We start from the raw sequence: 18,162 nt of genomic DNA on the forward strand, positions 1-18,162 counted from the left end.
TGCGTTTCATCCGATCACGCGATGCCGGTACGCCGGCAAGCTCTGCCGCACGGAGGCGATGCGCTGCGCATCGATGCCGCCCGCCACGACGCCCATGCCCTCATCGTTCACCGCGACGATCTCGCCCCACGGATCGATTAGCATGCTGTGGCCCCACGTGCGCCGTCCGTTCTCGTGCTTGCCGCCTTGCGCCGCCGCCAGCACGTAGCACTGATTTTCGACGGCGCGCGCCTTGAGCAAGGTTTTCCAGTGCGCGTTGCCGGTCGTGTACGTGAACGCGGACGGCACGACCATCAGCGCGCAATCGCCGAGCTTTCGATACAACTCGGGAAAGCGCAGGTCATAGCACACCGACAATCCCACGCGCCCGAACGGCGCGTCGAAGGTCCGCACTTCGGCGCCGGGGCAGATGGTGCGCGCTTCGTCGAACGATTCTTCGCCCTTCTCGAAATTGAACAGATGAATCTTGTCGTAACGCGCGACCTGCTTGCCGGCCGGATCGAAGACGAGCGTGGTGTTGAGCACACGGTTCGGTTCCGGCGATTGCAAAGGCAGCGTCCCGCCGATGATCCACACGCGATGTTCGCGCGCCGCATCGGACAAAAATTGCTGGATGGGGCCGTCGCCTAGCGTTTCGCGGATCGAGAGCTTGTCGGTGTCCTTGAAGCCCATGAAGCAGAAATATTCGGGCAGGAGCATCAGTTGCGCGCCGCCGCGCGCGGCCTCGGCGATGAGCCTTCCAGCGTCCGCGAGATTGCGCTCGCGATCCGGCGTGCTGACCATCTGCAGCGCGGCGACCTGAAACGGCGCCGCGCTTTCGCTCGATCTTTCGCTCATGTCTTGAGTGCGCTGTCGAAAAAGGGGAGAAAACAGCGCCGCCGAACGCCCGTTTTCAGCGGGCAGCGGCCGGAGCCACGGCGGCGGCGGGTGTTTCGATCTTACCCTGATCGCCCTTGAGACGCTGGACGACAGGTTTGCTCCACGAACCCGTGATCGAATAGTCGATCGCGAACGCCTTCTGGATCGATGCCGACAGCGCGATATCCGCGGCGAGCACGCCCAGGCCGAGCAGCGGATTGATCACCGCCGCGCCGATCGCCGCCGCGCCCGCGCCGACCGTCGGGATCACTTTGACGCGCAGATCCTGCGTCTGCTTCGGCATATCGACGATGCCGCGCATCTGCACGCGCGCGGGCGACGTGACCATCAGGAAATCGTCCGTGCGGCTGATGCCGTCGACGATCTTCGCATTGCCCGTGATCTTCTCGAACGGCAGCCCCTTGCCGACGACATCCTCGAAATGCAGCGTCAGCAGGTTCGCGAGACTGCGCAGGCTGAAGATGCCAAGCCACTTCGCCGCGCCCGGCGCGCGCAGGATTTGCCCGTGACGCAGATCGACGGCGACGTTGCCATCGAGCGTGTTCACGTCGAGGGTCGCCGGGCTGCCGTTCCAGCCCGCGTGTCCGGCGATCGTGCCGTTGCCCGCGTTGACCACGTGCGGCGCGCCGAAGCGGTCGGTCAACTGGCCGATGTTCTTCACATCGACCTTGAAGTCGACCGACGTGCGGCGGGCAGCGGCGTCGTCCGTAATGCCCGGCGGCGTGCCCGGCAACGTGCGCCACGTCGCGTTCGCGGTGAGTGTCGCGTCGGGGTTTGCGAGTTCGAGCTTGTCGAGCGTCCAGATCGGCTCGTCGGCGACTACTTCGTTGTGCGCGTCGACTTCGAGCCGTCCGAGACCGTGTCCGCGAAACACAAGTTCGTTCACGATGAGATCGATCGTCGGCATGTTGCGCGGCGGTTTGCGGACCATCGGAGCGGTGGATTCGCCGCCCGTCTTCTCCGGAATCACGACCTTCGCGAAGCGCGCCTGCAATGCGCCGGGGCTGTCGCGGGTTGCGCCCGGCGTCCACGCGACATCGCCGGAAAGCTGATCCGACGCGATGTTCGCCTGCCACTTGCGTCCCGACTCGTTCGCGCGAATCTCGACGTTTTCCCAGCGCCGGTCGAGCAGCTTGAGTGTCGTGAAGTGGATGTCGGCGCGCGTCGGGATGAACTGTCGGACGTTCTCGCTCATCGGCGGGCGCGGGGCGTCGGCGGCGACTGCGGCGGCGGCGGACGGCTCGGGCGTGGCGGCGGCGATGTCGGCGAGCGTCTTGCGCCAGGCGTCGGCGTCGAGTTCGTTGAGATTGGCGGCGGCGCTCACGCCGTCGGCCGGCAAATCCGCCGGCTTGTTCACGCCGATCGCACCGCGCACGACTTTGAGGCGCGCGCGCATGTTCATCGGTTCGGCGGCGTTCTGCGGATCGATCTTCACCTGAGCACGGCCGATCTGCTGAAACACGTAATGCGCCGCGACCGGCCCGAAACTCAGCTTCGCGTCGTGCAGATCCGGCGCGCCGGCCGAAGGCGCGAACGTGAACGAGAAGGGCATCGGCGTGCCTTGCGCCTTGCCGAACGGCGCCGGCAGGTCGATCCCGAGTCCCGTCAGGTCCGAGCTTGCCTGCACGTTCGGCAGCGCGTTCTTCACGCCGCGCACGTGCAGCTCGTAAGGCGCCGTGCCGTCGATGCGCTTCATGAACGCCGCGACCTGCGGCGTGATGCGCCGGTTCAGGCGCGTGGCGGCGTCCGCGCCGATGCGCCCGTTCACGTCGACCGCATAGCTGCCGTCGGCTTGCACGCCGCCTTTCGCGCGTACGTCGCCGCCGAGAAGCTGCGCGGAAAGTCCGTCGAGCGTGACGGTTTTCGCGGCGAAGTCGGCGCGGCCGCGCAGATGCGTGAGCGGCGGCAGATTGCTGTACGCGACTTCGTTGTCCGCGAAGGTGATCGAGCCTTTGTACTCGGGCTTGAGCGGCGGCTGCGGCGGGGGCGGGCGGTAACGCGGGATGCCGAGCGTGAGCGCGAGATCGGCGTTGCCCTTCGCATCGATCTTGCGCGTCGCGTGCTTCGCCATCAGGCCGAGCGAGCTGTCGTCGACGTATTGCAGCATGTCGGCGAGGGGGCCGCGCGCCTTTCCGTCGATCCACAGCTTCGTCTCGCGATTGCCCGTATCGTCGATGCGTCCGACGACCTTCGACACCTTCACGCCGCGGTAATGCCCTTTGTCGACATCGAAGCCCAGCTTGTTCTGCGCGAGGGTGAACGTGCCGTCGATGCCCTCGAACGCCGGCCAGAAGTTCGGCAGGCCGTTGGCCATCTTGCGCGGCGGGAAAGGCGTCGGATCGAACTTGCCGCCGGTGAACGGCGCCTCGATGCGGAAGATGCCCGCGTCGGGAAACTTCGCGTAGGGGAAGCGCGTGAGATCCCCGTGCACTTCGATCGTCCCGTTTCTCGCGACGCCCGCCTGCAGCGCGTGGCCGAGATAGACGCGCACGCGCTCGTTGAGACTCGTCGGCAGATAGCGCACGAGGCTCGTCACCTTCAGATGCGCGACCTTCGCCTTCAGATCGAGATTGCCGCGCCCGTGGCCCTGATTCCAGTAATCGGCGGTGACTTCGCCTTCGGCATCGGCGTTCTTCACGCGCAAGGTGTCGAGATGGATCGTGAACGCGCGGCGCAATTCGCCAGGCGCGATCGCATCGGCGACGTTCCAGCGCGCATTGCCCTTGAGCGAATCGAAGGTGAGACGCGGATCGTCGAACGCGCCCGGAATGATGACGGCCACGTTCTTCGTGTCGATGACGATGTTGCCTTCCTTCTCGTTCGCATCGACGCGCCCCCACAGATTCTCGACGCCCGGAATGCCCGCGCGCGGATGATTGTTGATCGTGAGACCGGGCGGCGGCTCCTGCGCCTGCACGCTCAGACCTTCGAGGTCGCCCTTGAACGCGTAACGCACGAGCGGCGCGTCGCCTTTCTTGCGCTGTGCCTGCGCTTCTTCCTCGGTCTTCGGCGCGGCGCGCTCGGTGAAGATCGTGTAGTTCGACACCTGGCCGCGCGGATTGAAGCGCACGAGTTCGTTCAGCACTTTCGCGGGCACCGGCAGCGCGCGCGCGAATTCCGCGAGGATGCCGATATCGACCGTATCGCCGGTAAGCCGCACGAGTTGTCCCTTGCCGACGCCCGGCGGGCGATACGTGGCCGTCAGCGAGCGCGACACGAGCAGGCGCGCGACCGGCGTGCCGTCGTCGAGCGGCGTCTGGCCGAGTTCCGCGTGCAGGTCGCTCAGGTCGAGCGTGTATTCCGTGTCTTGGCGCTCGACGCTCCAGCCGAAACGCGCGATCGGCAGATCGAGACGCGGCTGTGTCGCGCGCACGCGCAGCGCGACGTTCGCGCCGGTCAGCTCGCCGGTCGCGTTCTGCAACTGACCGCCCGCGAAGTTCAACCAGATCTGATTGTTGATGCGGCCGGTGTACAACTGAAACGGCAGCTTGACGTAGCGCGCGAGCATCGGCAGGTCGACGGGGCCGGTCGACAGATAGAGGCGGCCGGTCCAGTTCGCGGGCGCGCCCATCGCGGAGAACGGCTGATGACGGAAGTCCGCGCGGAAGTCGAGCGGGCCGTGCAGCACGTCGCCGTCGGCGGGCGCCTTGAGCGCGAGCCGATGACGCGTGCCGTCGTTGATGATCGCGAGATGCAGGCGCTTGAACGCAATCTCGGGCGCGGCGCGTTGCGCGTCGCGCCAGCGCAGCGTGCCGTCGCGCAGAAGAATGTTGTCCTGACCGAGCAGCCAGGTCGTGAACGCGTTCGAGCCGGTGCGATGCGCGGGAATCGGCACGCCCGCGACCGAGAGCGCGCCGTCGGCATTACGCGCGACGATGACGTCGGGACCGTCGACGGTCAGGTCCGCGAGCTTGGGCCGCAGATGCAGCAGCGACGCCCAAGCGATGCTCGCGCTCGCGTGCGGCACGGCGAGGCCGGGCGAACCGTCGGCGGCATCGATGCGCAGGTTGTCGATATCGAGCGTGGGCGACAGCCCGGACCATCGCGCCGAAATCCTGCCGATGCGCAATTGCGCGTGAATCTGCGATGAGACGAGTTGCTCGATGCGCGGCCGGAACGAATCGACCTGCGGCATGACGATGTAGCGCAGGCCCACGTAAATGCCGGCCACCAGAAAATACGCGATGGCCGCAATGACGAGAACGACTTTGAAGACGCGTGACAGCACGCGCTCGGCGTTGCCGCTGGGCCTGGCTTGTCCAACTTCGGTCGGGTCGACGGATCGTCTGCTGTCGGACATGCTGCTGCTGTTCGGCGATATGGTAGTTTTGCGTGTTTGACGCTGAAATGTAACACGGGCATTGCGGCGGCGGCCGCTGCCTGCGCACTCGTGGAAGCTCGCGAAAGCCGCGCCCGGCAAGACTCGCGGCGCGGCTTTCGGCGCAATGTCTTTCCGGAAGCAATGAGCGAACCCAACCATTCATGACCGACGCCACTCTTCTCAGTTCCGATTATTCCAACTATGCGGCGCGCGCGTACGCGGCGCGTCCCGAACTGGCCTCAGGCGTCGCGCAGTGGGCGCGCTCGCGCATCACGCGCGAGTGGATCGAAGCACGGCTCGATGCGCTTTGCGCGCCGTGCGCCGAAAGCGGCGTGCTCGACGAAGCCGCGCTCAAGACCGCGCTGCGGCGTCTGCGCACCGAGGTGTTCTGCACGGTGATGGAGCGCGATCTCGCGGGCGCGGCCGATGTCGCTGAAGTCACCGGCGCGATGACCGATCTCGCAGAAGTCACCGTGCAGCGCGCGCTCGCGGTCCTGTCGGCGGATCTCGAGGCGCTCTTCGGCGAGCCGCGCGGGCCGGAAGGCGAGCGGCTGACGCTCGGCGTCGTCGGCATGGGCAAGCTCGGCGGGCGTGAGCTGAACGCATCGTCGGATATCGATCTGATCTTCGTGTATGAAGAAGACGGCGAGACGTCGGGCGGCACGCGCTCGGCGCTCACGACGCAGGAATTCTTCACACGGCTCGGCAAGCGGCTGATCGGCGCGCTCGCGGAAATCACGCAGGACGGCTACGTGTTTCGCGTCGACATGCGGCTGCGCCCCAACGGCGATTCCGGCCCGCTCGTGTGCAGTCTCGGCATGCTCGAAGAGTATTTCTACGTGCAGGGCCGCGAGTGGGAGCGCTACGCGTGGATCAAGGGGCGGCTCGTTTCGGAGACGCACAGCGATTCGGCGAAGCGCCTCGCGAAGCAGCTCGAAGCCATCGCGACGCCGTTCATCTACCGGCGCTATCTCGATTACGGCGTGATCGCCGCGATCCGCTCGCTGCATCAGCAGATCCGGCAGGAAGCACGGCGGCGCGCGTCGATGCGTCCCGACAAGGCCGACGACATCAAACTCGGACGCGGCGGCATCCGCGAGATCGAGTTCAGCGCGCAAGTGTTCCAGTTGATCCGAGGCGGTCAGGCGGCGGATTTCCGCATTCGTCCGACGCTCGCCGTGCTCGAACGCGCCGCCGCACACGGCCTGCTCGCGCCCAATGTGTGCGAGGCGCTTTCCGCGGCGTATCTGTTCCTGCGCACGGTCGAGCATCGGCTGCAATATCGCAACGATGCCCAGACGCACGCGATGCCCGTCGCCGACGACGAGCGCGCGCTGCTCGCGAAGTCGCTCGGTTTCGCTGACTACGCCGCGCTGATGGACAAGCTCGACGCGCATCGCGAGTTCGTCGAGCAGCAGTTCGACGCGATTTTCGCCGACAAGGTGAACGGGCAGGGCGGCTGCGGCGTCGCGGACGATTCGGCAGCGTCGTGGATCTGGAGCAGCGCGCTCGCCGACGATTCCGCACGGGAAGAACTCTTCGCGCGTCTCGCGGAACTCGGCTTCGCGGACCCCGCGCCGGTGCTTTCGCGGCTGACGGGCGTATGGAATTCGGCGCGCTATGCGGGCTTGCCGTCGCAGAGCCGCGAGCGTTTCGACATCGTCGCGCAGCGGGCGCTCGACGCGGTCCAGTCCGTCGATGCGCCGCGCCGCGCCGATACCATCGTGCGTCTTTTCGATCTGCTCGAAGCCATTGGCAAGCGCGGCGCCTATCTCGCGCTGCTGACCGAATATCCGGCGGCGTTGGACCGCGTGCTGTCGGTGCTGTCGGGATCGCGCTGGGCGGCGGGCTACCTGATCCGCCATCCGCAATTGCTGGATGAATTGCTCGATGACGAAGCCATCGCCAGTCCGTTCGACTGGGCCGCGTTCAAGCACTCGCTGATCGCGCGGCTCGACGCGGCCGAAGACGCCGAACATCAGATGGACCTGCTGCGTCACGCGCATCAGGCCGAAGTGTTCCGCATTTTGCTGATCGATCTCGCCGGCCATCTGAGCGTCGAGCACGTGAGCGACCGTCTGTCCGAACTCGCCGACGCCGTGCTCGACGTGACCATCCAGACCGTGTGGAAGCAGTTTCCGAAGCGGCATTGCGAGACGCCGCGCTTCGCAGTCATCGCGTACGGGAAGCTCGGCGGCAAGGAGCTGGGTTACGCGTCGGACCTCGATCTCATCTTTCTGTATGACGATCCCGACGACGCCGCCTCCGACATCTACGCGATGTTCACGCGCCGCCTCATCACCTGGCTCACGTCGGCGACAGGCGCGGGCACCTTGTTCGATGTCGACCTGCGCTTGCGTCCGAACGGCGAGTCGGGCCTGCTCGTGACGGACCTCGCGTCGTTTCGCCGTTATCAGATCCGCGAAGGCGATGCCGCGAACACGGCGTGGGTCTGGGAGCATCAGGCGCTTTCGCGTGCGCGTTACAGCGCGGGCGATGCCCACATCGGCGCGCAGTTCGAGCAGATTCGCGCCGACGTGCTCGTCATGGAACGCGACGCCGCCGCGCTCGCGCGCGAAATCGCGTCGATGCGTCAGCGCGTCGCCGACGGGCATCCGAATCGCAGCGATCTCTTCGACCTGAAGCACGATCGCGGCGGCATGGTCGATATCGAGTTCATCGTGCAGTACTGGGTGCTGCTGCACGCGCGCGAGCATCGCGAGTTCTTGCGCAACGCGGGCAATATCACGCTGCTGAAGATCGCGGCGAGAAGCGGGTTGATCGCCGAAGAAGAGGCCGATGCGATCGGCGCGGCGTACCGGCATTACCGCAAGCTGCAGCACACGCTGCGGCTCGACGGCATGGAAAAGGCGCGCGTCGATCCGGCCACGGTGCAAGCCGAACGCGACGCGGTGACAGCGTTGTGGGAGCGGGTGTTCGCAGTGGCGTCCGGCGCTTGAGGATCAGGCCGCCAGCATTTCCTTCGCGTGCTTGCGCGTGGTCGCGGTAATTTCGATGCCGCCGAGCATGCGCGCGACCTCTTCCACACGCTTCGAACGATCGAGCTGCGTGACGGTGCTGACAGTGCCGCCAGCATCGTCGGACGATTTCGCCACCTGGAAGTGTTGATCGCCGCGCGCGGCAACTTGCGGCAAGTGCGTGACGCACAACACCTGACGGTCGCGCCCGAGCTGATGCAACAGCCGCCCGACCACTTCCGCGACGCCGCCGCCGATGCCGGTGTCCACTTCGTCGAAGATCAGCGTGGGCGTCGGGCTCGCTGTGCTCGCGATCACGGCGAGCGCGAGGCTGATGCGCGCCAGTTCGCCGCCCGACGCGACTTTCGCGAGCGGCCGCAGCGCGACGCCCGCGTGACCCGCGACGCGGAATTCGATCTGCTCCAGCCCGTTCGCGCCGCCTTCCGCGAGCGGCACGAGCGCGACTTCGAAGCTGCCGCCCGCCATCGACAATTCCTGCATGCCTTCGGTGACCGCTTTCGACAGATTTTTCGCGGCCTTCGCGCGCGCCTTCGACAACGCTTTGGCCTGCGCGAGATAGTCGCTCTTTGCCTTTTCGGCGGCAGCGTTGAGCGCGTCGAGATCGGCGGCGGCGTCGAGATCGGCGAGCTGACGGCGGCGCGCTTCGTGTTCCTCGGGCAGCGTTTCGGGCTGAAGGCGGAACTTGCGCGCGGTCGAATGCAATTGATCCATGCGCCGTTCGACCTGCGCGAGCCGGTCCGGATCGAGCTCCAGCCGCTGCGCGTAATGCGACAGCGAGTACGACGCTTCCTGCAACTGAATCTCGGCCGGCTCGAGCGACGCGAGCACGTCGTTCAATGCGGGATCGATATCGGCGAGGCTGCGCACCTTCGAGATGATGGCGCCGAGCTGCGAGATCATCGCTTCGTCGGATTCGGAGAGCGCGCCGAGCGCACCCTGCACGCCGTCGATGAGACTCGCGGAATGCGACAGCCGATGGTGCTCCGCGCTCACTTCTTCCCATTCGCCGGGCTGCGGCGCGAGCTTGTCGAATTCGCTCAGTTGCCATGCGAGACGCTCGCGTTCCAGTTGCAGTTCGCGGTCGCGGCTTTGCGCGGTCTCGACGGCCTGCTGCGCGTCGCGCATCGCACGCCACAGGCGATTCACCGTGGCGGCGGTATCGAGCAGTTGAGCGTGCGTGTCGAAGAGTTCGCGTTGTGCGTCCGGGCGCATCAGCAACTGATGCGCGTGCTGGCCGTGAATGTCGACGAGCATTTCGCCCACTTCGCGCAATTGCGCGAGCGTCGCGGGCGTGCCGTTGATGAACGCGCGCGAGCGGCCGTTCGAATCGATGACCCGGCGCAGCATGACCGAGTCGGTGTCCTGCGTGAGCGCGTGTTCCTCGAGCCATTGCACGACGAGCGGATGCGTCGAGAATTCGGCGGTGATGTCCGCGCGTGCCTGCGCCGCACGCACGACGTTCGCGTCGCCGCGCGCGCCGAGCGTGAGCGCAAGGGCGTCGATCAGGATCGACTTGCCCGCTCCGGTTTCACCCGAAAAGACCGTGAAGCCTGGATCGAAATCGATATCCAGCGTGGCGACGATGACGAAATCTCGAATCGAAAGATGACGGAGCATGGACGCTTCGGGAAGGAAGTTCTGGCGGATCAGAGAGCGGACGAATCCTGCGACGGATGTTCGTTCCAGTGCAGCTTCTTGCGCAGCGTGGCATACGTGCTGTAGCCGACCGGATGCAGCACCGGCACCGTGTGCTTCGAACGCCGCACTTCGATTGCGTCGTTCAGTTCGACAGCGGTGAACGACTGCATGTCGAAGTTCACGTTGACGTCGCGCCCGCCGATGATCTGAATGGTCACCTTCGAATCGTCGGGCAGCACGATAGGCCGGTTCGACAGCGAATGCGGCGCGATCGGCACGAGCACGAAGCCCTGAAGCTGCGGATGAAGGATCGGCCCCGCCGACGACAGCGCATACGCGGTCGAGCCGGTCGGCGTTGCGACGATCAGTCCGTCCGAACGTTGGTTGTACATGAAGTGGCCGTCCACCGACACGCGCAGTTCCGCCATGCCGGAGAAGCCGCTGCGATTCACCACGACGTCGTTGAACGCGAGCGCGTGGTAGATCGGCTTGTCGTTACGCACGATGCGCGCTTCGAGCAGGCTGCGCTCCTCGCGCTCGAACTGGCCGGCGAGCATTTGCGGGACGATTTCCTGCATCGCCTTGAGCGGGATGTCGGTGATGAAGCCGAGCCGGCCGTGATTCACGCCGATGAGCGGCGTCTTGTACGGCGCGAGTTGCCGGCCGATGCCGAGCATGGTGCCGTCGCCGCCGAGCACGATCGCGACGTCCGCGCGCGCGCCCATCTCCGCGATGGAAAGCGCGGGAAATTCCGTCACGCCGACGTCTTTCGCGGTGCCCGCCTCGAACACGACCTCGAAGCCCTGTTCTGCGAGCAGACCGGCGAGCGATCTCAGCGGCGCCTCGATGCCCGGCGTGTTGGTGCGCCCGACGAGGGCAACGGTCTTGAATTGGCCAATTTCCATGCCGGCATTACACCATAGTCAGAGAGCGAAAAGAACCGTGGACGAAGGCCGCCGGGCGTGCCCGCCGTTTCTCGCTAGAATGGAGCGAACGTTGAACGAGAGACCGCACGGCGCGGCTCGCCGCCATCCGACACGTTGAGCTAAAATTTCCCCATGCTAGACCCACGTGCACAAACCCTCCTCAAAACGCTGATCGAGCGCTACATCGCCGAAGGTCAGCCGGTCGGTTCGCGCACGTTGTCGCGTCATTCCGGCCTCGAACTGAGCCCCGCGACGATCCGCAACGTGATGTCGGATCTCGAGGAGCTGGGGCTCGTCGCGAGTCCGCATACGTCGGCGGGACGCATTCCCACGCCGCGCGGCTACCGGCTCTTCGTCGACACGATGCTGACTGTAGAAGCGCCGCAAGACGAGGCCATGACCACCGCGGTCAAGACCCGACTGCAGGGCGAGGAGCCGCAGAAGATCGTCGCGGCGGCGGCGAGCGTGCTGTCCAATCTGTCTTCGTTCGCGGGCGTCGTGCTCACTCCGCGGCGAAGCCACATGTTCAAGCAGATCGAGTTCATGCGGCTGTCGGACAAGCGCATTCTGCTCATCATCGTGACGCCCGAAGGCGACGTGCAGAACCGCATGATGGCCACGCAGCGCGACTATTCGCCTTCGCAACTCGTAGAAGCCTCCAATTACATCAACGCGCATTTCGCGGGCCTGTCCTTCGACGAAGTACGCCGCCGGCTGCGCGAGGAAATCGACCAGTTGCGCGGCGACATGACCGCGCTCATGCAGGCGGCCGTGGTCGCGAGCACCGCCGAGACGGACCCCACTGACACCGTGCTGATTTCCGGCGAACGCAACCTGCTCGAAGTGGCGGACCTCTCGTCCGACATGGCGCGGCTGCGCAAGCTTTTCGATTTGTTCGACCAAAAGACGAGCCTCCTGCAATTGCTGGATGTGTCGAGTCACGCGCAAGGCGTGCAGATCTTCATTGGCGGCGAGAGCAATCTCGTGCCGATCGAGGAAATGAGCGTCGTGACGGCGCCGTACGAAGTGAACGGGAAGATCGTCGGCACGCTCGGCGTGATCGGCCCGACGCGCATGGCGTACAACCGTGTCATTCCGATCGTCGATATCACCGCGCGGCTGCTGTCGATGTCGCTCAGTCATCAATGACGCCATCCTGACGCGGCACGCAAGGCGGCGCCACTAGGCCATTCGGCCGATGATGCGCGTTTGCGCCCGCCGCTATAATGGGTTTCAACTTTCACAGCCGCTTCCCTTATGCGTTTCGACCTCGAGTTGCCCTCGCAGCCCAGCGCTTCGCATCGCGTCGCGGTGCTGCTGATCAATCTCGGCACGCCGGACGCACCCACGCCTCGGGCGGTGCGCAAGTATCTGGCGCAGTTTCTGTCCGATCCGCGCGTCGTCGAAATACCTTCGTTTCTGTGGCAGTTCATTCTGCGCGGGCTGATTCTGCCGCTGCGCGGGCGCGCGTCGGCGAAGAAGTACGCGCAGGTGTGGATGCCGGAAGGCTCGCCGCTGCGCGTGCACACGGAAAAGCAGGTGGAAGGCTTGCGGCGGCTGTTTGCGGCGAACGACTATCACGTGATCGTCGACTACGCGATGCGCTACGGCACGCCGGGCATCGGCGCGATGCTCAATCAACTGAAGCTCGAGGGCGCCGACCGCATTCTTTTGCTGCCGATGTATCCGCAGTATTCGTCGTCCACGACGGCGACCGCTTTCGACGACGCCTTCACCGCGCTCAAACGCGTGCGCAACCAGCCGGAAATCCGCACGATCCGCCATTACGCCGATCATCCCGCGTATATCGGCGCGCTTGCGGAGCAGGTGCGCGACTATTGGCGGCATCACGGCCAGCCGGATTTCGCGGCGGGCGACAAGCTCGTGCTGAGTTTCCACGGCGTGCCGAAGCGCACGATGGACCTGGGCGACCCGTATCACGACCAGTGCCAGTTAACCGGTTCACTGCTCATGTCGGCGCTAGGGCTCACGCCGGTCGAGTGCCGCGTGACCTTCCAGTCGCGCTTTGGCCGCGCGGAATGGCTTCAGCCGTACACCGCGCCGACCGTCGCGGAACTGGGCGCGGGCGGCGTATCGCGCGTGGATGTGTTCTGTCCCGGCTTTACGGCGGATTGCCTGGAGACGATCGAGGAGATCGGCATCGAGGTCCGCGACGAATTCCTGAAGGCGGGCGGCAAGCAGTTTCACCGGATCGCGTGTCTGAATTCGTCGCCCGTGTGGATCAAGGCGCTCGGCGAAATCGCCGCGCAGCATCTGCAGGGCTGGCCGGTGCAGACCGTGCAGCCGCTCTCCGCGGTGGCCTGAGCACGGCTTTTTCAGGCATTCATCGATGAACTACAACATTTCGACGGACCCCGACGCGCGTTCGCGCATCGATAAGTGGCTTTGGGCGGCGCGCTTCTTCAAGACGCGTTCGCTCGCGAGCGATGCGGTGGAAAAGGGCCGCGTGAAGATCGGCGGGGCGAACGTGAAGCCGTCGAAAGACGTGCGCGTCGGCGATATCGTGGAGATCGACATCGAGCGGCTCGTCTGGCAGGTCGAAGTGCTAGGGATATGCGACGTGCGCGGCCCGGCGACGGTCGCGCAGACGCTCTATGCCGAAACCGGCGAAGGCCGTGCGAAACGCATGGCCGAATCCGAACGACGCAAGAATTTCCGCGAGCCCGCAGCGGAACTGCAGGGCAGGCCGACGAAGCGCGACCGGCGCACTATCGACAAATTTTCTCGTTCGGATTGAAGTAGCTTTCGATGGTCGCGTGGACGCCGCCGTACTCCGTGGTACGGTCGGTCACGACGCCGGACATGCAGATGGTGGTCGTTCCCGCGACGAGTACCAGGGCGACCACCGCGATAGCAAAGGTCAGTTTCATGGTACCCCCGGAAAACGGGTTGTCCGGTCAGTAGACGGCCGGTTCAGGAAACGGGCAAGGGCTGAAAGCGGTTCGAAGCATTTCGTAGGATTAGGGTAAACGTGCTTCCTGAAGTGCTTTTTCGAAGTGTAGGCGACTCAGGGGTTTCCCTCAATCTTAAAATCGCGCGGCGCGGCCTGTTGTGTACTGTCGGCCATATTCGCGCCATCGGTTGCCGAAATCTGGCCGAAAAAATCGGCTCGGAGGCTTGAAAACGCCTCTGACGCCCCAATTTCCGCCGCTAGTGCGAAAAACGCAGCCGGACTGAAGTGTCTGGCCGCTTTCGCAGCCGATTCAACTTACAGCAATACATTCAGCGACATGGAAAACACGCAAGAGAATCCAGCGAGCCAGAACCCGACGCCCGCCGAAGATAACGCGCGCCAGTCCGCAGACACGGTCAACGCGGCCGCTCAGGCGCCTCAAGGCGCTCCCGCCGATGCGCCCGCCGCACAACAGGCCGCGCCGAACGAGGCAGAAGCCGCGCTTGCCGAAGCGCAGGCCACCATCGCCACTCTGAAAGAAGAATTCCTGCGCGCCAAGGCCGAAACGGAAAACGTGCGCCGCCGCAGTCAGGAAGACGTCGCGAAGGCGCACAAGTTCGCCATCGAGAATTTTGCCGAGAACCTGCTGCCCGTGCTCGATAGCCTCGAAGCCGCGCTCGCCGATCAGTCCTCGGATCTGACCAAAGTGCGCGAGGGCGTCGAACTGACGCTGCGCCAACTGACCGGCGCGCTCGAAAAGGGCCGCGTGATCGCGGTGAATCCGGTCGGAGAAAAATTCGATCCGCATCGCCATCAGGCCATCTCGATGGTCCCGGCCGAGCAGGATCCGAACACCGTCGTCAGCGTGCTGCAAAAAGGTTACGTGATCGCCGACCGCGTGCTGCGCCCGGCGCTCGTGACCGTCGCCGCGCCGAAGTGACGCGTTTCACCGCTCGCGTACGCGGGGCGCAAGAAAAGTTATAGACCGCATCGCTTGCAGGGTCTTGAAATTGAAACTGGCGCTCTCATCTTGCGTACAGGTATGAATTTTGGGCGTTCGGCCCGGCAAATTGGCCACCGCGACGCCACTGCGATCAAAGCTAGGAGAGTATAAAAAATGGGCAAAATCATCGGTATCGACCTCGGCACCACGAACTCGTGCGTGGCGCTGATGGAAGGCAATCAGGTCAAGGTCATCGAGAACTCGGAAGGCGCGCGCACCACGCCGTCGATCATCGCGTACATGGATGACAACGAGATCCTCGTCGGCGCGCCTGCCAAGCGCCAGTCGGTCACCAATCCGAAGAACACGCTGTACGCGGTCAAGCGCCTGATCGGCCGCCGCTTCGACGAAAAGGAAGTGCAGAAGGACATCAACCTGATGCCCTACAAGATCGTCAAGCACGACAACGGCGACGCATGGGTGGAAGCGCACGGCAAGAATCTCGCGCCGTCGCAAGTCTCGGCCGAAGTGCTGCGCAAGATGAAGAAGACCGCTGAAGATTACCTCGGCGAGCCGGTGACGGAAGCCGTCATCACGGTTCCCGCGTACTTCAACGACAGCCAGCGTCAGGCAACGAAAGACGCCGGCCGCATCGCCGGTCTGGAAGTGAAGCGCATCATCAACGAGCCGACGGCGGCCGCGCTCGCGTTCGGTCTCGACAAGGCCGAAAAGGGCGACCGCAAGATCGCCGTGTTCGACCTGGGCGGCGGCACGTTCGACATCTCGATCATCGAAATCGCGGACGTCGACGGCGAAATGCAGTTCGAAGTGCTGTCGACCAACGGCGACACGTTCCTGGGCGGTGAAGACTTCGACCAGCGCATCATCGATTACATCATCGGCGAATTCAAGAAGGAGCAGGGCGTCGACCTCTCGAAGGACGTGCTCGCGCTGCAACGCCTGAAGGAAGCCGCTGAAAAGGCGAAGATCGAACTGTCGTCGACGGCTCAGACCGACATCAACCTGCCGTACATCACGGCTGACGCCTCGGGTCCGAAGCACTTGAACCTCAAGTTCACGCGTGCCAAGCTCGAAGCGCTCGTCGAAGAGCTGATCGAGCGCACGATCGAACCGTGCCGCATCGCGATCAAGGACGCGGGCGTGAAGGTCGGCGAAATCGACGACGTGATTCTCGTCGGCGGCATGACGCGTATGCCGAAGGTGCAGGAGAAGGTGAAGGAGTTCTTCGGCAAGGATCCGCGCCGTGACGTGAACCCGGACGAAGCCGTGGCCGTGGGCGCCGCGATTCAAGGCCAGGTCTTGTCGGGCGACCGCAAGGACGTTCTGCTGCTCGACGTGACGCCTCTGTCGCTCGGCATCGAGACGCTCGGCGGCGTGATGACGAAGATGATCAACAAGAACACGACGATCCCGACGAAGCACTCGCAAGTGTATTCGACGGCCGATGACAACCAGGGCGCCGTGACGATCAAGGTGTTCCAGGGCGAGCGTGAAATGGCCGTGGGCAACAAGTTGCTCGGCGAGTTCAACCTCGAAGGCATTCCGCCCGCACCGCGCGGCACGCCGCAGATCGAAGTGACCTTCGACATCGACGCGAACGGCATTCTGCACGTCGGCGCGAAGGACAAGGCGACTGGCAAGGAAAACAAGATCACCATCAAGGCGAATTCGGGTCTGACGGACGCGGAGATCGACAAGATGGTGAAGGACGCCGAAGCCAACGCCGAGGAAGATCACAAGCTGCGCGAGTTGGCCGACGCACGCAACCAGGGCGACGCGCTGGTGCACAGCACGAAGAAGGCGCTGGGCGAGTACGGCGACAAGGTCGACGCTTCGGAAAAGGAAAAGATCGAAGCGGCGCTGAAGGACCTCGAAGACGCGCTGAAGAGCAGCGCGAGCGACAAGGCGACGATCGAAGCGAAGGTCGAAGCGCTGGCGCAAGCCTCGCAAAAGCTCGGCGAGAAGATGTACGCCGACATGCAGGCGCAGCAAGGCGCGGCTAACGCGGCTGCCGGTGCGGCGGGCGCGGGCGCTTCGGCGGATGCGGGCGCGAGCCAGCAGCACGACGATGTCGTCGACGCCGACTTCAAGGAAGTGAAGAAGGACTGATGCCGGACCGGGCGCGTGAGTGGCGACATTCACGCGCCTTTTCGGTGGTGTCACCGGGACGCGTTGGCGTCTGACGTGGAACGCGCCTGGCGAGCCTTTTCGGCTCTCCGGGCACGTTGTTTTTAGAGGCGCGTTGCATCAGGCGAGGCGCAAAAAGTTTTACGCGCGGGTGACAATCGATACCCGCAGCATCTGACAGGAACCGTCGCGCTCAAGCGCGGCGGCATCGAACCGACATGGCGAAACGGGATTACTACGACGTTCTGGGCGTCGCGAAAAACGCGAGCGACGACGAGATCAAGAAGGCGTATCGCAAGCTCGCGATGAAGTATCACCCTGACCGCAATCCGGACAACAAGAAGGCCGAAGAGAGTTTCAAGGAGGCGAAGGAAGCCTACGAAATGCTCTCCGACCAGCAGAAGCGCGCCGCGTACGACCAGTACGGCCACGCGGGCGTCGATCCGAACATGGCGGGCGCGGGCGCGCAAGGTTTCGGCGGTTTCGCCGATGCCTTCGGCGACATCTTCGGCGACATCTTCGGACAGGCGGCGGGCGCCGGCGGCGCGCGCGGCCGCAGCGGACCGCAGGTGTACCGCGGCGCTGATCTGCGCTACAGCATGGAGATCACGCTGGAGCAGGCGGCGCACGGCTACGACACGCAAATCCGCGTACCGAGCTGGGTGAACTGCAACGTGTGTCACGGCTCGGGCGCGAAGCCCGGCACGAAGCCCGAAACCTGCCCGACCTGTCACGGTCAGGGTCAGGTGCGTATGTCGCAGGGATTTTTCAGCATCCAGCAGACGTGCCCGAAGTGTCACGGGAGCGGCAGCTACATCCCCGATCCGTGCGCGAACTGCCACGGCGCGGGCAAGGTGAAGGAAACGAAGACGCTGGAAGTGAAGATCCCGGCCGGCATCGACGACGGCATGCGTATCCGCTCGGCGGGCAACGGCGAGCCGGGCATCAACGGCGGGCCGGCGGGCGACTTGTACGTGGAAATCCACATCAAGCAGCATTCGGTGTTCGAGCGCGACGGCGACGACCTGCATTGCCAGATGCCGATTCCGTTCACCACGGCGGCATTGGGCGGCGAGATCGAAGTGCCCACGCTCGCGGGCCGCGCGAGCTTCACGGTGCCCGAAGGCACGCAGTCGGGCAAGACGTTCCGGTTGCGCGGCAAGGGCATCAAGGGCTTGCGTTCCAGCATCGCCGGAGATTTGTACGTGCACGTGCAGGTCGAAACGCCGGTCAAGCTCACCGACCAGCAGCGCGATCTGCTCAAGCAGTTCGAAAAGTCGCTCGAGCAGGGCGGCGCGCGGCATAGTCCGCAAAGCAAAAGCTGGTTCGACCGGGTGAAGAGCTTTTTCGACTGATGCGACTGATGCAGTCGAGCGCGTGGTACGTCGTGCGGG

At 64.7% G+C, this 18,162-nt stretch carries 12 protein-coding genes; 7 read left to right on the forward strand and 5 right to left on the reverse strand.

Annotated features, from left to right (window positions below; genetic code table 11):
- Nucleotides 1-6 precede the first annotated feature (6 nt).
- Together AWB77_RS03580 and AWB77_RS03585 are read right to left on the reverse strand one after the other, a co-directional pair.
- Nucleotides 7-837 (reverse strand): carbon-nitrogen hydrolase family protein, encoded by an 831-nt coding sequence (locus AWB77_RS03580; RefSeq protein ID WP_061132963.1) that lies wholly within the window; start codon nucleotides 835-837, stop codon nucleotides 7-9.
- Nucleotides 838-892: 55 nt separating this feature from the next.
- On the reverse strand, nucleotides 893-5,179 hold the full coding sequence (locus tag AWB77_RS03585; protein WP_061132964.1) for a YhdP family protein: 4,287 nt from the start codon (nucleotides 5,177-5,179) through the stop codon (nucleotides 893-895).
- Between the two features lie 182 nt (nucleotides 5,180-5,361).
- Between AWB77_RS03585 and glnE the strand changes: the two genes are divergently transcribed.
- Nucleotides 5,362-8,160 carry a bifunctional [glutamate--ammonia ligase]-adenylyl-L-tyrosine phosphorylase/[glutamate--ammonia-ligase] adenylyltransferase gene (gene glnE / locus AWB77_RS03590; protein WP_061132965.1) on the forward strand — a complete coding sequence of 933 codons (2,799 nt, stop codon included), beginning with the start codon at nucleotides 5,362-5,364 and terminating at the stop codon, nucleotides 8,158-8,160.
- A 3-nt stretch (nucleotides 8,161-8,163) separates the two neighbouring features.
- On the opposite strand, the gene recN is transcribed toward glnE, so the two are convergent.
- Nucleotides 8,164-9,816, reverse strand: a complete 1,653-nt coding sequence (recN, locus tag AWB77_RS03595) for a DNA repair protein RecN (protein WP_061132966.1) — start codon at nucleotides 9,814-9,816, stop codon at nucleotides 8,164-8,166.
- A 29-nt stretch (nucleotides 9,817-9,845) separates the two neighbouring features.
- Nucleotides 9,846-10,742, reverse strand: a complete 897-nt coding sequence (locus AWB77_RS03600) for an NAD kinase (RefSeq protein ID WP_061132967.1) — start codon at nucleotides 10,740-10,742, stop codon at nucleotides 9,846-9,848.
- 153 nt (nucleotides 10,743-10,895) lie between these two features.
- Here AWB77_RS03600 and hrcA point away from each other — a divergent pair, with 153 nt between their 5' ends.
- From hrcA to AWB77_RS03615, 3 genes are all read left to right on the forward strand, one after another.
- A complete protein-coding gene (hrcA, locus tag AWB77_RS03605) occupies nucleotides 10,896-11,912 on the forward strand; it encodes a heat-inducible transcriptional repressor HrcA (protein WP_061117771.1) in 1,017 nt (338 codons plus the stop codon).
- A gap of 108 nt (nucleotides 11,913-12,020) precedes the next feature.
- Nucleotides 12,021-13,088 carry a ferrochelatase gene (gene hemH / locus AWB77_RS03610; RefSeq protein ID WP_061132968.1) on the forward strand — a complete coding sequence of 356 codons (1,068 nt, stop codon included), beginning with the start codon at nucleotides 12,021-12,023 and terminating at the stop codon, nucleotides 13,086-13,088.
- A gap of 25 nt (nucleotides 13,089-13,113) precedes the next feature.
- On the forward strand, nucleotides 13,114-13,521 hold the full coding sequence (locus AWB77_RS03615; RefSeq protein WP_061132969.1) for an Hsp15 family ribosome-associated heat shock protein: 408 nt from the start codon (nucleotides 13,114-13,116) through the stop codon (nucleotides 13,519-13,521).
- Here AWB77_RS03615 and AWB77_RS36275 read toward each other — a convergent pair.
- On the reverse strand, nucleotides 13,493-13,654 hold the full coding sequence (locus AWB77_RS36275) for a hypothetical protein (protein ID WP_167354124.1): 162 nt from the start codon (nucleotides 13,652-13,654) through the stop codon (nucleotides 13,493-13,495). The genes AWB77_RS03615 and AWB77_RS36275 overlap by 29 nt on opposite strands.
- Before the next feature lie 360 nt (nucleotides 13,655-14,014).
- Here AWB77_RS36275 and grpE point away from each other — a divergent pair, with 360 nt between their 5' ends.
- From grpE to dnaJ, 3 genes are all read left to right on the forward strand, one after another.
- Nucleotides 14,015-14,617 carry a nucleotide exchange factor GrpE gene (gene grpE, locus AWB77_RS03620; protein ID WP_061132970.1) on the forward strand — a complete coding sequence of 201 codons (603 nt, stop codon included), beginning with the start codon at nucleotides 14,015-14,017 and terminating at the stop codon, nucleotides 14,615-14,617.
- Nucleotides 14,618-14,794: 177 nt separating this feature from the next.
- Entirely contained in the window at nucleotides 14,795-16,750 is a 1,956-nt protein-coding gene (gene dnaK, locus AWB77_RS03625) for a molecular chaperone DnaK (protein WP_061132971.1), read from the forward strand.
- 236 nt (nucleotides 16,751-16,986) lie between these two features.
- Nucleotides 16,987-18,123 (forward strand): molecular chaperone DnaJ, encoded by a 1,137-nt coding sequence (gene dnaJ, locus AWB77_RS03630; protein WP_061132972.1) that lies wholly within the window; start codon nucleotides 16,987-16,989, stop codon nucleotides 18,121-18,123.
- Nucleotides 18,124-18,162 lie beyond the last annotated feature (39 nt).

Origin of the sequence: Caballeronia fortuita (genome assembly GCF_001544835.2) — a bacterium.
GTDB classification, from domain to species: domain Bacteria; phylum Pseudomonadota; class Gammaproteobacteria; order Burkholderiales; family Burkholderiaceae; genus Caballeronia; species Caballeronia fortuita.

What these genes read in the sequence shown, in the direction of transcription:
- AWB77_RS03580 (WP_061132963.1), bottom strand. Translation starts at nt 837, where the DNA reads ATGAGCGAAAGATCGAGCGAAAGCGCGGCGCCGTTTCAGGTCGCCGCG.
- AWB77_RS03585 (WP_061132964.1), bottom strand. Translation starts at nt 5,179, where the DNA reads ATGTCCGACAGCAGACGATCCGTCGACCCGACCGAAGTTGGACAAGCC.
- glnE (WP_061132965.1), top strand. Translation starts at nt 5,362, where the DNA reads ATGACCGACGCCACTCTTCTCAGTTCCGATTATTCCAACTATGCGGCG.
- recN (WP_061132966.1), bottom strand. Translation starts at nt 9,816, where the DNA reads ATGCTCCGTCATCTTTCGATTCGAGATTTCGTCATCGTCGCCACGCTG.
- AWB77_RS03600 (WP_061132967.1), bottom strand. Translation starts at nt 10,742, where the DNA reads ATGGAAATTGGCCAATTCAAGACCGTTGCCCTCGTCGGGCGCACCAAC.
- hrcA (WP_061117771.1), top strand. Translation starts at nt 10,896, where the DNA reads ATGCTAGACCCACGTGCACAAACCCTCCTCAAAACGCTGATCGAGCGC.
- hemH (WP_061132968.1), top strand. Translation starts at nt 12,021, where the DNA reads ATGCGTTTCGACCTCGAGTTGCCCTCGCAGCCCAGCGCTTCGCATCGC.
- AWB77_RS03615 (WP_061132969.1), top strand. Translation starts at nt 13,114, where the DNA reads ATGAACTACAACATTTCGACGGACCCCGACGCGCGTTCGCGCATCGAT.
- AWB77_RS36275 (WP_167354124.1), bottom strand. Translation starts at nt 13,654, where the DNA reads ATGAAACTGACCTTTGCTATCGCGGTGGTCGCCCTGGTACTCGTCGCG.
- grpE (WP_061132970.1), top strand. Translation starts at nt 14,015, where the DNA reads ATGGAAAACACGCAAGAGAATCCAGCGAGCCAGAACCCGACGCCCGCC.
- dnaK (WP_061132971.1), top strand. Translation starts at nt 14,795, where the DNA reads ATGGGCAAAATCATCGGTATCGACCTCGGCACCACGAACTCGTGCGTG.
- dnaJ (WP_061132972.1), top strand. Translation starts at nt 16,987, where the DNA reads ATGGCGAAACGGGATTACTACGACGTTCTGGGCGTCGCGAAAAACGCG.